The 14014-nt window shown below is 70.2% G+C and carries 15 protein-coding genes and 2 pseudogenes; 3 read left to right on the top strand and 14 right to left on the bottom strand.

Going from position 1 to position 14014, the window contains the following annotated elements; all coding sequences use genetic code 11:
- Nucleotides 1-103 precede the first annotated feature (103 nt).
- Nucleotides 104-873, top strand: a pseudogene (locus VKK44_RS25530) (transposase family protein); the annotation flags it as partial.
- Nucleotides 874-1134: 261 nt separating this feature from the next.
- Here VKK44_RS25530 and VKK44_RS25535 read toward each other — a convergent pair.
- The 3 genes and pseudogenes from VKK44_RS25535 to VKK44_RS25545 all read right to left on the bottom strand — a co-directional run bounded on the left by VKK44_RS25535 (nucleotide 1135) and on the right by VKK44_RS25545 (nucleotide 2689).
- The gene (locus VKK44_RS25535; RefSeq protein ID WP_343443732.1) at nucleotides 1135-1473 is read right to left on the bottom strand and encodes a hypothetical protein; all 339 of its coding nucleotides are present in this window, start codon (nucleotides 1471-1473) and stop codon (nucleotides 1135-1137) included.
- A gap of 436 nt (nucleotides 1474-1909) precedes the next feature.
- Nucleotides 1910-2110 (bottom strand): annotated as a pseudogene (locus tag VKK44_RS25540) (transposase); the annotation flags it as partial.
- 141 nt (nucleotides 2111-2251) lie between these two features.
- On the bottom strand, nucleotides 2252-2689 hold the full coding sequence (locus VKK44_RS25545; protein ID WP_343443733.1) for a hypothetical protein: 438 nt from the start codon (nucleotides 2687-2689) through the stop codon (nucleotides 2252-2254).
- A gap of 443 nt (nucleotides 2690-3132) precedes the next feature.
- On the opposite strand from VKK44_RS25545, the gene VKK44_RS25550 reads away from it, so the two are divergent.
- On the top strand, nucleotides 3133-4401 hold the full coding sequence (locus tag VKK44_RS25550) for a COG4705 family protein (RefSeq protein WP_343443734.1): 1269 nt from the start codon (nucleotides 3133-3135) through the stop codon (nucleotides 4399-4401).
- On the opposite strand, the gene VKK44_RS25555 is transcribed toward VKK44_RS25550, so the two are convergent.
- The 11 genes from VKK44_RS25555 to VKK44_RS25605 form a co-directional block, all read right to left on the bottom strand.
- Nucleotides 4380-5147 carry an ABC transporter permease gene (locus VKK44_RS25555; RefSeq protein ID WP_343443735.1) on the bottom strand — a complete coding sequence of 256 codons (768 nt, stop codon included), beginning with the start codon at nucleotides 5145-5147 and terminating at the stop codon, nucleotides 4380-4382. The genes VKK44_RS25550 and VKK44_RS25555 overlap by 22 nt on opposite strands.
- A gap of 33 nt (nucleotides 5148-5180) precedes the next feature.
- Nucleotides 5181-5858 (bottom strand): DedA family protein, encoded by a 678-nt coding sequence (locus tag VKK44_RS25560; protein ID WP_343443736.1) that lies wholly within the window; start codon nucleotides 5856-5858, stop codon nucleotides 5181-5183.
- A gap of 37 nt (nucleotides 5859-5895) precedes the next feature.
- Entirely contained in the window at nucleotides 5896-6435 is a 540-nt protein-coding gene (locus tag VKK44_RS25565) for a phosphatase PAP2 family protein (RefSeq protein WP_343443737.1), read from the bottom strand.
- Between the two features lie 93 nt (nucleotides 6436-6528).
- A complete protein-coding gene (locus VKK44_RS25570) occupies nucleotides 6529-7914 on the bottom strand; it encodes a sensor histidine kinase (RefSeq protein WP_343443738.1) in 1386 nt (461 codons plus the stop codon).
- Nucleotides 7915-7916: 2 nt separating this feature from the next.
- A complete protein-coding gene (locus VKK44_RS25575; protein WP_343443739.1) occupies nucleotides 7917-8594 on the bottom strand; it encodes a response regulator transcription factor in 678 nt (225 codons plus the stop codon).
- A gap of 378 nt (nucleotides 8595-8972) precedes the next feature.
- Nucleotides 8973-10049: a fatty acid desaturase family protein gene (locus VKK44_RS25580; protein ID WP_343443740.1), complete on the bottom strand. Its 1077-nt coding sequence runs from the start codon at nucleotides 10047-10049 to the stop codon at nucleotides 8973-8975.
- Between the two features lie 173 nt (nucleotides 10050-10222).
- Complete coding sequence (locus VKK44_RS25585; RefSeq protein ID WP_343443741.1) at nucleotides 10223-10468, bottom strand: hypothetical protein; 246 nt, start codon at nucleotides 10466-10468, stop codon at nucleotides 10223-10225.
- Nucleotides 10469-10506: 38 nt separating this feature from the next.
- Nucleotides 10507-10692: a hypothetical protein gene (locus tag VKK44_RS25590; RefSeq protein WP_343443742.1), complete on the bottom strand. Its 186-nt coding sequence runs from the start codon at nucleotides 10690-10692 to the stop codon at nucleotides 10507-10509.
- 65 nt (nucleotides 10693-10757) lie between these two features.
- A complete protein-coding gene (locus VKK44_RS25595) occupies nucleotides 10758-11543 on the bottom strand; it encodes a SigB/SigF/SigG family RNA polymerase sigma factor (RefSeq protein WP_343443743.1) in 786 nt (261 codons plus the stop codon).
- Nucleotides 11544-11701: 158 nt separating this feature from the next.
- Nucleotides 11702-12433: a GAF and ANTAR domain-containing protein gene (locus tag VKK44_RS25600; protein ID WP_343443744.1), complete on the bottom strand. Its 732-nt coding sequence runs from the start codon at nucleotides 12431-12433 to the stop codon at nucleotides 11702-11704.
- A 1-nt stretch (nucleotide 12434) separates the two neighbouring features.
- On the bottom strand, nucleotides 12435-13115 hold the full coding sequence (locus VKK44_RS25605) for a GAF domain-containing protein (protein WP_343443745.1): 681 nt from the start codon (nucleotides 13113-13115) through the stop codon (nucleotides 12435-12437).
- A gap of 592 nt (nucleotides 13116-13707) precedes the next feature.
- On the opposite strand from VKK44_RS25605, the gene VKK44_RS25610 reads away from it, so the two are divergent.
- Nucleotides 13708-14013: a LapA family protein gene (locus tag VKK44_RS25610; protein ID WP_343443746.1), complete on the top strand. Its 306-nt coding sequence runs from the start codon at nucleotides 13708-13710 to the stop codon at nucleotides 14011-14013.
- The last annotated feature ends 1 nt before the right edge of the window (nucleotide 14014 follow it).

The following is a 14014-nucleotide window of genomic DNA, read 5'->3' on the forward strand; positions in this document are numbered from 1 at the left end:
GGTCAGGGGCGGTGCGCGCAGCCCGGGGATCGATGAGGGGTGAGGCTCCAGGTAAGACAGCAAATCGACCAAAACCCGATGCCCCAACACGGGAGCCTCGCCTGTGCTGTCTTACCCGTCCATGATTTCGTTGTCCAGCCGGACCCTGAACCATCTCGCTGACCGTATCCGCAGCCACCGCAACCAGCGCCGATCCAGGTGGCGGCGCCTCGACGCGGGACAGCAGGCACTGCTCGCCCTGGCTCACCTGCGCAACGGTGATACCTACACCCGGCTGGCCCCCGGGTTCGCCGTCGGCGTGAGCACCGCATGGCGGTACGTGCAGGAAGCGATAGCCTGCTCGCGACGGCCGCCGATGACCTGGCCACCGTTATGAACCGGATCCGCCGACTGGCGTACGCGATCCTGGACGGCACCCTCATCCGGATCGACCGGGTCGCCGACCGGAAGCCGAACTACTCCGGAAAACATCAGCGGCACGGCGTGAACGTGCAGGTCATCGCCGACGCGGCTGGCCGCCTCGTTTGGGCTTCGCCGGCACTGCCCGGCTCGGTCCACGACCTGACCGCAGCCCGAACCCACGGCATCATCGAGGCACTGACCAGTACAGACGTGATGACCTTCACCGATAAGGGCTATCAAGGAGCCCGCGGCAGCGTGCGCCCGCCTTTCAAGCGGCGCCGCTTCCGGCCCACAAGCTGTCACGCCGGCAGAAGTCCGTGAACCGCGCCCACGCGAAAATCCGCGCCCGCAGCGAACGCGATCGCCACCCTCAAGACCTGGAGGAGCCTGGCCAAGCTGCGCTGCTGCCCACGGCGAGCGACCACGATCGCGCAGGCCATCCTCGTTCTGCACCACGTCGAAGCCAACCGGCCATGCAGGATGAAAAGGCTCATAATTTTGGCACCCTACAGGCGCGTGTGCGGGTCGTGGCAGGGCTTGAGGCTTGACTGAGATCGGAACTCGGTGGGGGCGACGGTCGAGCGGTCCCACGTGACGTGAGTCGTCTTCAGCGCGAGGGACTCATCGTTCCTGTGACGGGAGGTTCGCCCCTGAGTAGCTGCGATTCGCCGGCTTTGCGGGTTCGGGAGTTTGGCGCAGAGGCAGGTTGGATTCCTGCGTTTTGGCTTCTCGTCACACCGGGTCAGGCCCGGGCGCACCGGGACGACCTCGACCCTTGCGGACGAGCGAAACCATCCCCCGGGTCACACCGACAAGGATCACGGCGCCGGGAAGAATGGCCACCAGGGACAGTAGGAGGTTGCCGAACTGCTGGCTCCCGACGGACTCCGTCGACTCGCCACGCGCGACTCCGTCGATCACGGTCACACATCGGCTGCTCTCGGGATCGCAGGTGGAGGCATTCAGGTTGAAGGAGATGCCGAACCAGATCAACCCGATACCCACCGCTGCGCCGAGCAGCAGACCCGTGACCGTCGCCGCCGCGACGAAGCCCCTGCTCCGGCTCCCCACCCGCGCGGGTCCACCCGCGTTGGCAGGGAGTGACCCGCGTTGACCTGTGTTGACCCGCCGATCCGTCGCAGCCGACGACCACACGCCGACCACACCGGGCCGGGACCATCGACAAGATCATTGGCCCTGATTGGCCTGGAGTGGCACAGGTTGACTCGGGGTGGCCCCCGCTGGAGAGCACACAGCGCACACATCGGCAAGATCGATAGCGGGTCCCCCCGACCCCGTCATGCCTAGGCACCAGCCGCTCGCTGGTGCCGTTGCGGATGCTAACGCTTCATCGCACGAGCTTAGGGCCGGTCGCCGGTCGGCTACGCCGAGCAGCATCCTGATTCAGGGCACGTAAGAGCTCGAACCCCCTACCTTCTGATCCGTAGGAGCGAGCGTGACGGGCGGCCCCGGCGATCACCTCGCCGCCGGCTTGGTACCGGCGTTACAACGAGCCGTGACCGCGCCGGTGCTCGCCCACCAGCGACAACTCCACCGACGAGCGCACCGGCGCGTCACCGCACAACAACGCGTCCGCCAGCTCGAACAACGCATCCGCACGAGCGGTCAGACAACGGTAGAACTCACGCCGGAACACCGCCAGCCGCCCGACCTCATCGGTCGGCCCGGCATCGTGCACACTGATCACCAGACAGCCCTTGGTTTGCGATCTTCTTCCCTAGACAAGAGGAATGATCGATCAAGGGCTGTCCCCGTGATCAGCCGGGGTCGATACCACCGCCCAGCAGCTTAAAGATCAAGCTAGCCGCACCCGGCCAATGGCTTCGAGTCAGGTCCACTTGCGGCTCGCGATCTCGTCAGAGAGCTGCTGCACACGGGCGGGGTCCGCGTCACGGGCAAGGGCGACGTAGTGGTCCATGACGGCCGGCCGGTAGCGCACGGGCAACGTCTGTCCGGGGGCGAGTCGGGTGAGCTCGGTGATCGTGAGGTCTTCGTCTGCGATACCGCGGAACGAGATGCCGTCGGCGGTCTCCACGTCGAACATCAGGACCACGCGCGGGTTGCTGTTGACCTCCCGCCAGTCGACGAGAACGCCGAGCGCAAGCGCCCCCGTACGCAGTTCCGCATTGCGCTTCCGTGCATCACTGCTCAGGAGCGGGTTCGGGGCGACGCCCGGGAAGTCGGGCCCGACGCCGAGCGATTCCCGACTCAGGTCGGGCCTGAGCTGCGCCATCAGATCGTTGAGCTTCTTCTTCGAACCGAACATCCTGGCCCCTCCCTCACACCGGTGGCGGAATCTCGGCCTGGCGCTTCGCCCTCACCGCGATTATATGTCGCCAGTCATTCCCTTCCGGCCCGGGCGTCCCGTCGATTTCGGGAGCATCCCCTCAATCAACGACCACTGGTCATCCAAGTGCAACTGAAAGCGCGACACGGACCAGACCAGCCAGAACGCTCGACACACCTCGATGTCCGGTTGCGGGTCCCGACGGACACCTGGAGCCCCAGCCGCCGCTGTCCGGGGCGTCGCGCCGGGAACGCCGGACGGTCCACGATTTTGGGCGCCTCGGTGATGGCCATCGGGCGGCGAGGGCCGCGTCCGGAGTGGTTCTCGGGGTCGCTGAGGTCGAAGAGCGGGTGAGGTCTTCAGCAAGGTTTCAGGGTCGGCGTTCCATGCTCGCGTCAGTGTCCTTGACGAAGGGAAGAGTCGTGTCCGTTGCCACTGACCGGCTGGTAGGTACGCGCGGGTGGTTGACGAAAGTCCCGGCGATCACTGCGACGTTCTGGGTCATCAAGGTGTTGTCGACGACGATTGGGGAGACGTTCGCCGATTATCTGGCCGTGAACGTCGGGCTGGGTCCTGCCGTCACCGACGCGGTCATGACCGTGGCGCTGGTCGGCGCGCTTGTCATCCAGTTCCGGACCCGCGCGTACACGCCGTGGATCTATTGGTTGTGTGTGGTGTTGGTGAGCATCGTCGGTACCCAGTTGACCGACTTGTTCACCGACACGCTGGGCGTGAGCTTGTATGTCAGCACCGCTGTTTTCGCAGTGGTCCTCGCGGTCGTGTTCGCCGTCTGGTACCGGCAGGAACGTACTCTCGCGATCACCTCCATCGACACCCCGCGCCGCGAGGCGTTCTACTGGGGCGCGATCCTCACCACGTTCGCGCTCGGCACCGCCGCTGGTGACCTCGCCACCGAGGCACTCAGCCTCGGTTTCCGCAACGGGGTGCTGATTTTCGGGGGCCTGATCGCGGCGACGTGGGTGGCCTACCGGCTGGGCGCCGGGCAGGTGCTGACGTTCTGGATCGCCTACGTGCTCACCCGTCCGCTTGGCGCCTCGCTCGGTGACCTGCTGACGCAGGACAAGGATCTCGGCGGTCTGGGGCTGGGCGCGAGCGTGACCAGTCTGCTGTTCTTCGGCACGATCGTGGTCCTCGTCATCCGTGAACAGGTTCTGGTCAGTCGTCATGGGGTGGCGGTGAAGGGCGCGGGGCCGCTGGGCGGCTACCGGCAGGACTACCTGTGGGCCGGCGCGGCCGTCGTAGCTGTCGCGCTGGCCGGGTGGGTGCTGCGGCCGGCTGCGGACACGACGCCGACCGCCGAGCCTGCGCCCATGACGACCGCACAGCCCGGTAGCCCGGCCGGTGCCCCCGGGGCCCTTCCGCAGCAGGCTCATCCGACCACGAAGCTGGGCAACCTGGGCAAGTTCGCGGTGATCGTCACGGACGTCAGGGAAAGGGTCGCCAAGGACGACCTGGTGGGTGGGAAGGCCAGGGCGAAGGATCTCGAAGTGGCCTGGGACGACGCCGAGGCGGGGCTGAAGCCGCGCGATTCGGCGAGGTGGCACCAACTCGACGGCCAGATCGATGCGGTCCTGACGGCTCTGCGGGCGTCGAGTCCGGTGCAGGATGACTGCGCGTCGGCGGTGGACACCCTGATGGCGACCTTGAATCAGTTCGACGGCGTCAGCTGACCGCCTCGCGGACGGAGCCGTCCTCTGGCCATCAACTCGATGGTGAGGACTGTGGCGGTGGCTTCGACGGCGAGGAGGCCGACGAGGACGAACAGTTGGGTGATCCCGGCGGTCAGCGGGCTGGCGCCGCCGAGGAGGACTCCGACGAAGGCGCCGGGGAGGGTGACGAGGCCGACGGTGCGGGTCTGGTCGAGGGCGGGGATGAGTGCCTGGCTCGCGGCGGGACGGCAGACGAGCAGCGCGGCGTCGCGGGGAGACAGGCCCAGCGCGAGCGCGGCTTCGACCTCGCCGCGCCGGGCGCGCAGATCGTCGTTGAAGCGCCGCCCGGCGAGGCTCGTGGCGGTCATCGCGCCGCCGGTCAGGATGCCGGCGATCGGGATGATCGCGATGCCGCGCAGGGGTACCAGCCCGGCGAGCAGTAGTGCGACGACGACGGTCAGGCTGGCGGTGGCGATCGGGACTCCGGCCCACCAGCCGTACGGCCCGCCGGTGATCCGCCGGCCTGAGGTGCCGGCGGCGACCACGCACATGAGCAGGACGAACGCCCCGGTGGCCCACAGCGAGCCGACGATCGCGGTGATCACCAGGGATACGGCGGCCAGTTGCAGCGCGGCGCGGACGGCGGCGACGGCGATCTGCCGGCCGTGCCCGAGCCGCCCGACGGTGGCGATGGCGGCTGCGGCGGCGGTCATCAGCACCAGCGCGACGGCGAGTTTCGGCCCGAGCACCAGCATCGTCGAGGTCACCCGGCCAGTGTCGCCTCAGCGCCGACGGGTCGTTCAGTTGGTGCGGGAGGAGTTTCCGGCCACCGTCGCCTCGGTGGCCGAACGGCGGCGGGAGCGCAGGAGCTGGATACCGATGGGCAGGACGGAGACGAGCACGATGGCGATCAGGATGAACTCGATGTTCGACTTGACGAAGCTGATCTGCCCGAGGAAGTACCCGAGCACGGTGACGCCGGTTCCCCAGAGAACACCACCGAGGACGTTGTAGGTGACGAAGGTGCGATAGTGCATGCGGCTGACCCCGGCGATGATGGGGGTGAAGGTCCGCACGATCGGCACGAAGCGGGCCAGCACGATCGAGCGGGCGCCGTAGCGGGCGAAGAACGCGTTGGCCCGGTGCACGTTCTCCTGCTTGAACAGCCGGGAGTTGGGGCGACGGAACAGGCTCGGGCCCACCCGCTTGCCGAACAGGTAACCGACCTGGTCGCCAGCGATGGCGGCGACGGCGACGAGGAGGCAGACGAGCCAGAGCGGCTGGTGCAGGTAGCGGCCGTCGGCGACGAGAAGTCCTGCGGTGAACAGCAGCGAGTCGCCGGGTAGGAAGAACCCGATGAGCAGCCCGGATTCGGCGAAGATGATCGCGAGGATTCCGATCAGACCGAAGGTGGAGATCAGCCATTCCGGGTCGATGAAGCTGGGGCCCACGGCGAGTAGCGCGTGAGGCGTGGACATGGCATGACCTCCGGAACGAGGGGGCGAGGGCTGGTGCTCAGGCGGTGGTGTCGAGGCGGCGGCTGGTAAGGCGGTCGTGGGCGCGGCCAACGACGCCGATGGCGGCGACTGCCGCGGCGGCGATGAGCGTGCCGACGAGGATGTCCCCGGGGTAGTGCACGCCGGTCCAGACGCGGGCGAAACCGATGATGGTGGCGAGCACGCTCAGCGCTACCCCCCATCGACGGGACAGAAACGCCCCGACGGCGAAGGCCACCGCGAACGCCGCGGTGGCGTGGTCGCTGGGCAGCGATGGTCCGGCGGCGTGCGGGATCAACTGGTGCACCGGGTGGGTCTGGAAGGGCCGCACCTCGGTGCTGAGCGCGGCGACGGCCTGCCCGACAGCGAATGCCAGCCCGAGGGAGGCGACGACGCGCACCAGGGCGGCACGACCGTGCCGCAGGTGGGCAAGGGCGGGGATGGCTGCGGTGACGGCGAGGGCGTAGATCAGCCAGACCGCCGACCATTCGAAGACGTCGTCGACGGGGTCGCTGCGGCCGGCGGCGGCGTTGACGATCTGGAACAGGTGATAGTTCATCGCTCCCCCGTTGGTGGCTGCGGCCCAGACAGGCGCCTCTCGTCCAGGGTGCCGCCCGTCAGCTGAGAGGAGCCTGAACCGGCCGGCGCCGGTTCAGCGATGTTCGGAGTCGACGTGGCGGGGCAGAAGGATCCGGACTGTCATGCCCGGCCCGGGCATCGCCTGCACGTGTCCGCCGTGGGCTTGGACGACCTCGCGGGTGATGGCGAGGCCCAGGCCGGTGCCGCCTTCCGGGCGGGTGCGGCTGTCGTCGAGACGGACGAACCGGTCGAAGATGCGCTCGCGGTCGGCATCGGGGACACCGGGTCCGTCGTCGGTGACCTCGACGCACCCCCACCCGTCGCGTACCGACACGCGCAGGGACACCTGGGTACGGGCGTGACGGGCGGCGTTGTCGGCCAGGTTCCGCAGCGCGCGGCCGAGGTCGTGGGCGTCCCCGGCCACCCGCACGGGGGTGAGGTGGGCTCGGACGGTCAGGTCCGGGCGGTGCGCGGCGAGCCGGTCCCGCTCGGTGTAGGCCAGGTCGTCGAGGTCGACGTCGTCGCGGCGCCCGGTGGCGCCGCGCTCGTCGATGCGCGCGAGCAGCAGCAGGTCCGCGACGAGATCGCCGAGTCGGCTGGTCTCCCGGCGTAGCAGCGTGACCAGGTCGTGCTGGCCGTTCGGCGAGGGTGCCACGGCCAGGCGGTCGAGGCCGGCACGCAGGGTGGCCAGAGGACTGCGCAGTTCGTGGCTGGCGTCGGCGACGAACCGGCGCTGGCTCGCCGCGGCGGTCTCCAGACGCTCAAGCATCCGGTTCATCGTCTCGGCGAGCGCAGCGACCTCATCGCGGGCGGCCGGCACGGGCACGCGGGCGTGCAGGTCACGGGCGCTGATGCCGGCGACCCGGCGGCGGATCGCCTCGACCGGGCGCAGAGAACGACCGACGAACCAGAACACGGCCGCGCCGACCACCAGCAGCATGGGCGCCAGCCCGGCGGCCAGGATCGCCGCGACCGCCTCGGTGCTCTCGTTGACCGGCCGCAGCGACTGCGCGACCAGAACCGTGCGTACGCCCGAGTCGGTGGCCACCCCCTCGGCGGCGATCCGGAAGGGGTCCTCGTCGGCGAACGGCAGCAGCCGCTGCTCGCGTAGAAGTTGACCGGGCCGGGGCCGCAGCGGGGACAACGGCGCGGCGTCGCCGAGCGCGGCGGAAGCCGCCTCGACCCGTCCGGTCGGGTCGAGGACCTGCACCAACGTCTGCTCTCCCGGGCTGGGCCTCAGCGTCTGGGCGAGCGCGTCCTGATCGCCGGCGGCCACCGCCGCGACCACCTCGGCCGACCGCTGCCGAGCGGCGGCATCCACGTTGCCGGCGAGATCCGCGCGGGCGAGGTAGACGAACGCCGCCGCGCCGACGGCGAAGGCCGCCCCCACGACAGCGGCGGCGGCCAGCGCCGACCGCAGCCGTACTCCCAGATGCCGGCGGATCCACCCGATGGCCATGCTCAGCCGCCGTCGGCGGCCAGGCGGTAGCCCATGCCCCGCTCGGTCTGGATGGCCCGGCGCCCGAACGGCTGGTCGATCTTGCGGCGGAGGTAGCCGACGTACACCTCGACGATGTTGGGATCGCCGTCGAAGTGGGCGTCCCAGACGTTGTCGATGATTTGTCGTTTGGACACCACGTCACCACGGTGACGCATCAGGAACTCCAGCAGCGCGAACTCCCGCGCGGTGACCCGAACGGCCTGGCCGGCTCGGCTGACCTGCCGTCGGGCCGGATCCACGGTCAGGTCCCCGGCGGTCAGCACGACCGGCCGGGCGGGCGCGCCCCGGCGCACCAGAGCCCGCAGCCGGGCCACCAGCACCACGAACGAGAACGGCTTGACCAGATAGTCGTCGGCCCCGAGGTCGAAAGCGTCCGCCTGGTCGTACTCGCCGTCCTTCGCGGTCAACATCAACACCGGTGTCCACACGCCCTGTGACCGCAGCCGCCGGCACACCTCGTAACCGTTCAGACCGGGCAGCATGATGTCCAGCACGATCACGTCGTAGGGGTGCTCGGTTGCCGCCCACAGCCCGTCGGTCCCGGTGTGCTGCACATCCACGGCGAAACCCTCGTCCGTCAGGCCGGCGCGCAGCACCTGCGCCAGGGCGGTCTCGTCCTCCACGACCAGCACCCGCACCTGCCCACCCCCTTCCGGGACATCGACACCCGCACCCCTGGCATCACCGCGGGACACCCCGATCATCGCGCGACGCGTGGGTGGACGGGTGAGCCAGGGCACAGAAGTGCCGCGTCACGGCCACCGCGACGGATCCGACCGCCACGAGGCCGACCACGGCCGCAGCCAGTACCACCGCACGGTACGTGGTCGTGGTCGGATGGCTGACCGCACGGCCAGAGGTCCTCACACGCCCTGGCAGGTGAGGTCAGCCTTACGCCATCTCCTCCAGCGACCCGGACGGCGCCTACTACGACGCCCGGGAGAACGCCGAGAACTGGCCGCGGCTCGCGGCCGGTGACAACTCACTCGGCGCAGCCGCGCCACCGGTCCCGTCGGTCAGGTCGGCTCGACGGGTGACGCGGATTCTCCGGCCGGCCGGACGCTGCGCCCCACGCGGTGCAGGTGGCGCAGCGCCTGCCGGTAGGAGTCGAGCAGGCCGGTTTCGACGTAGGGCAGGTCGTGCTCGCGGCAGAAGGCGCGGACGATCGGCCGGGCGTGGCGCAGTGCGGCGCGGGGCATGCTGGGGAACAGGTGGTGCTCGATCTGGTGGTTCAGGCCGCCGAGCAGGAAGTCGGTCAGCCGGTTGCCGCGGACGTTGCGGGAGGTGAGAATCTGGCGGCGGAGGAAGTCCACGTCCTCGTCCGCGCTGAGGATCGGCATGCCCTTGTGGTTGGGGGCGAAGGCACATCCCAGGTACAGCCCGAAGAGGCCCTGCTGTACGACGACGAAGGCCAACGCGCGCAGCGGGGACAGCACCACGAAGACCGCGGTGAAGTATGCGGCGGTGTGCAGCCCGAGCAGCAGCGCCTCCCGGCCACGCTCCCGGTAGGTGGGCCGGGACAGCGCACGGACGCTGGCCACGTGCAGGGACACGGCCTCGAGCAGCAACATCGGGAAGAACAGGAGCCGCTGGTGGCGGGCGAGCAGCCGTCCCGCGCCGCGCCGCCTGCGGGCCTGCGCCCCGGTGAACGCAAGAGCTTCACCCGAGATGTCGGGGTCGCGGCCCTCCTGGTTGGGGTGGGCGTGATGGCGATGGTGTTTGTCGACCCACCAGCCGAAGGCGAGCCCGATGGCCAGGTTGCCGTGCACCAGCCCGACCAGGTGGTTGGCACGCCGGGACCGGAAGATCTGCCGGTGGCCGGCGTCGTGGCCGAGGAAACCGCTCTGGGTGAAGACCACGGCGAGGTACGCGGCGGTGACCAGTTGCCACCACGAGTCCCCCACCAGCACGAAGGCCGTCCAGCCCGCGGCGACCAGCGCGGCGTTGACGGCGATCATGACCAGGTAGTAGGTCGGGCGTCGTTCGAGCAGGCCCGCCTGGCGCACCCGGCTCAACAGCTCGGCGTAGTCGCTGACAGGACGGCGCTGCACCCCTGGCGGCACCGCTCCGATGGTCTGGTCGATGGTGCTCATGGATCCTCCCGGCAGCCGGCGCTCAGCGCACGTCGCCGGGGTCTGGAGCGAACGCTTCCTCAGCCTACTCCGTCGCCTGGGCAGCAGGGCGGCGCCGCGGTCGTACCATCGCCCCGACGGCGGGCGGCGACGAGCCGCTCGGCGAGCGCGCCGTAGCGGGCCGCCACCGCCGGTCAGCGCAGGTCCGCGGCCAGCGGCCGGACGCGGCCGGCCAGCCGCGCGCCCAGGCCCGGTTCGGTCAGGATCCGCCGGATCGCTGCGGCCAGCGCCGCCGGATCCTGATGGGTACGACCAGACCGGGGCCGCCGGTGAGCAGCTCGACGGCGTGCGGGCGGTAGTTCCCGCTCGACCCAGTCGGCCCTGGTCTGCTGGCCGCGCTCGCGCAGCGCGGCAACGATCCGGTGTCTGGCGAGCCTCATCGTCTATCTCCTCGAACGGTCGTTCGGAACGGTCGTGGTCAGCGGTCGGCGAACGTCGTGACGAGCACCAGGGGCAGAAGCAGGACGGCCACCAGGAGGAACACCCGCAGGCGGAGCGCGCGGACGTCGAGGGCCCGCCTGACCCGCCCTTCGAACGTCGAGGGGGTGGATGTCCCGCTGACCGGCGACGACGACCCGGTAGCGGCGATCGGCCGAACGGCCACGTCGTCGTCTCCTGGTGATCTCGACGATTCGGCCTGACTGCTTGAGCGGTCCGGCCGGCGAACAGTCAGCGGAGCATCCCGGCTCTCAGTTGGGCCAACGAACGCTTCAGCAGCCGGGAGACGTGCATCTGGGACAGCCCGACCCGGGGGGCGATCTGCGCCTGGGTCAGGTCGCCGTAGAACCGCATGGTCAGGATCCGACGTTCCCGGGCGGGAAGCGCCGCGAGGAGCAGTCGGAGGGCGAGGTGGTCGTCCACGGCTGCGTATCCCGGATCGGCGGCGCCGATGAGCGCGAGGCGCTCGGGGCCGTCGGCCCCGGGTCGCGGCTCGTTCAGCGACGTCAGGCGATAGACGTCGAAGGCGGCGACTGCGGCCACGAGTGGGGCGACGGTCACCTCCAGGTCGTCGGCGAGCTCTCGATCCGTCGGATGGCGACCGCGTTGCTGGGCCAGCCTGCCACGGGCCTCGGGCACCCGTGCGCTCAGTTCCTGGGCCGCGCGCGGGACCCGGATCGCCCAGGCTGTGTCGCGGAAGTGCCGCCGGATGGCGCCGAGGATGGTCGGGATGGCGTAGCTGGCGAACGCCACGCCCCGGTTGGTGTCGTACCCGTCGACGGCTCTGATCAGGCCGAGCGCGCCGACCTGTGCCAGGTCGTCGTAGGACTCCCCGCGACCGGTGTACCGGCGGGCCAGTCGACCCGCCATCGGCAGGTTCGCCTCGATGATCCGGTTCCGCAGTCGTGCCCGGTCGGGATCATCGGCGTTCAGGGCTGCGCGTCGGCGCAGCAGGTGTTCGCTGTCACCGACAGCCGGGCTCAGCGTCGGAGGGGAGGAAACGGCTGTGGGTGTCACGGCGGAGGGAACCATTTGTTCCAACGCCCCTAACGGGCTGGTGGCGGCGAGACTGGCGGCCACCGGGGACCCGGGCGACACCGCAACCGTACGCCTTCATCTTCCCGACCGACACCCGGACGGGCGCTGGGAAGCGCACTCGGGTGTCGAACCGGTCGTCAGCCGGACCGGTGGGTGACCAGCCCCGGCACGAGCTGCTCGGAGCCGTCGACGATCGCCTGGGACAGTTCGGACAGTCGCCGGTTGCGGCTGCGGGCGCCGTCGCGCAGGATCGCGAAGGCTTGGCCCACGTCCACCTGTAGGCGTTCGGCGAGAACCCCCTTGGCCTGTTCGATCAGGACACGGCTGTTCAGGGCGGTCTGTAGCTGTTCGGTGAGGATGTCACGCCGGTGGATGGCGCGGTGTTGCAGCAGTCCGATGGTGGCCACGTCGGCGAGCGCCTGACCGATGCGGAGCTTGTCCTCGTCGAGGGCTCCCGGCCGGACGTCGAAGAGGTTCAGCGCGCCGATCACCTCGGAGCGCAGGCGCATGGGCAGGGCGTGCACCGCGGCGAAGCCGACCTCGGCCGCGGCGGCGGTGAACCTCGGCCATCGGGCGGTGGCCAGGGTCAGATCGGCGACCGACACCGGTTGCCCGGAACGGAAGCAGTCGAGGCAGGGCCCCTGGTCGGTCTGGAGCTGGAACAGCTCCAGCAGTCGGGTGCGTTCGGAGGAGGCGGCGACCAACTGCAGCGTGTCCCGCTGGTCGGTCAGGAGCAGCCCGGCCGCCGACACACCCAGCAGCTCGACACACCTCTCGGTCAGCACGTGCAGGAACTCGATCACGTCGAAGTCGTCGACGAGTGTGTCGGCCATCTCCACGAAAACGTCGGCCAGCGGGGTCTCGGCCATGTCAGTCACCTCGTCCGTCAGTGGTTCCGCCGGTCGCCCGGCGGGATGGTCCGTACGCGCCGCGCGACCGGATGAGCGCCACCGCCGCGGATACTCCCAACTGGACCATGATCATGCCCGTCGCCTGGTGCACCCTGGGGTAGTGCAGGCCGGCGCCCCTCGGGCCACTGGTCGTCCCGGTCCGCCCCGTGGCGCGTCGCGTCGTCCAGCAGCACCCGCATGCCGTGTCCGCCAGGACCAGCGCGTCGGCCAGTTGCTCCGCCCTGAGGTCACCCGCGCGGGCCCGATAGAGGTCCAGGACACCGAGGCGGATCCCGCCCACCCGTAGTGGCAACGCGAACACCGCGCCGGCCCCGGTGAGCACCGCGGCCGGCGCGAACACCGGCCAGCGGTTCCGGCACTCCGGCACAGTCAGATCGGCGACCAGGGCAGGTCCACCGGTGGTCGCGTCCACGCACGGCCCCTCACCGAGGGTCAGGGTCAGGTCTTCCAGCTCCGACGCGGTCCGGTCCGTGGCGTACACCAGTTCGCGCGGCGTGGCGTCGAGGAGAACCGCGACGGCGGCGGAGTCGACGCCGGCGACCGACACCGCCGCCGCGCAGACATGATCGACCGCCACGGTGCCGCCCCGGGCGACATCGACGACAACAGCCCACAGCCGCAGCCGACGATCGGCGTCCATCGGATCCCCGCGCCCCGGGTTGGCCTTCCCCACTGCTGACTCCGACCCGGATCAGTCGAACGGACCCGCTGCCGTGCGGCGCCGAGGTCCCGGGCGACGGTCACACCGTACTCCCGCGTGACGCCGCCGCGCGACCGGCGCCCACCGGACCACGAGGGCACCGACGGCTGACGAGCCGGTCGCGGGAGCGTACGCTTGCGGTGTCGCTCGGGACCCCGGTGGCTGACAGTTCGCCGCCGGCGGACGCATCCCACCGATCGAGGTCCCCGTTGTTGGTTACCCACCGCACGGCATGCACCGGTCAGGTCCTCGGATCCCCGCCGCATTCCCGACCAGGCACCTCCCTCGCACCAGCACGTCGGACCGCGACAGTCCGTCGCAGGCCCGCCATCATCCGGGCGCGCCAGCGCACCACGGCGTCCAGGCGCGCCAGGTCCTCATCGGAAGGCGGCGGTTCGTGATGACCGCACCCCGGAACAATCATGTTCGATTCCTCCCGCCAGACGGCCGCAGCGGCACCGATGCTTCTCGTGCGAGGCCCCGGCGGCCGGCGGTGAAGCGCTCACGGGTCGGAGGCGTGTGGGTCGCCGCCGTGGTGTTCGCGTTCGTGCTCCTGCTGCTCCTGATCTTCGTACTGCAGAACGGGCAACGTGCCGAGGTGTCGTTCCTCGGCGCACACGGCACCCTGCCGATGGGAGTGGCGCTGCTGCTGGCCGCAGTCTTCGGGGTCCTTCTCGTCGCCCTGCCCGGCACCGCCCGGATCGTACAGCTGAGGATGTTCGACCGCCGTCCCGTCACGCAGCCGGTCGGTCCGCACGGGCCCGGCCCGACTCCCCCGTCGTCGACCGGCATCGCTGCCGTCCCGCTGCCGCCCCGCCCACCCCGTGCGGACGGATGAG

It is taken from the genome of Micromonospora sp. DSM 45708, assembly GCF_039566955.1.
Taxonomy (GTDB): domain Bacteria; phylum Actinomycetota; class Actinomycetes; order Mycobacteriales; family Micromonosporaceae; genus Micromonospora.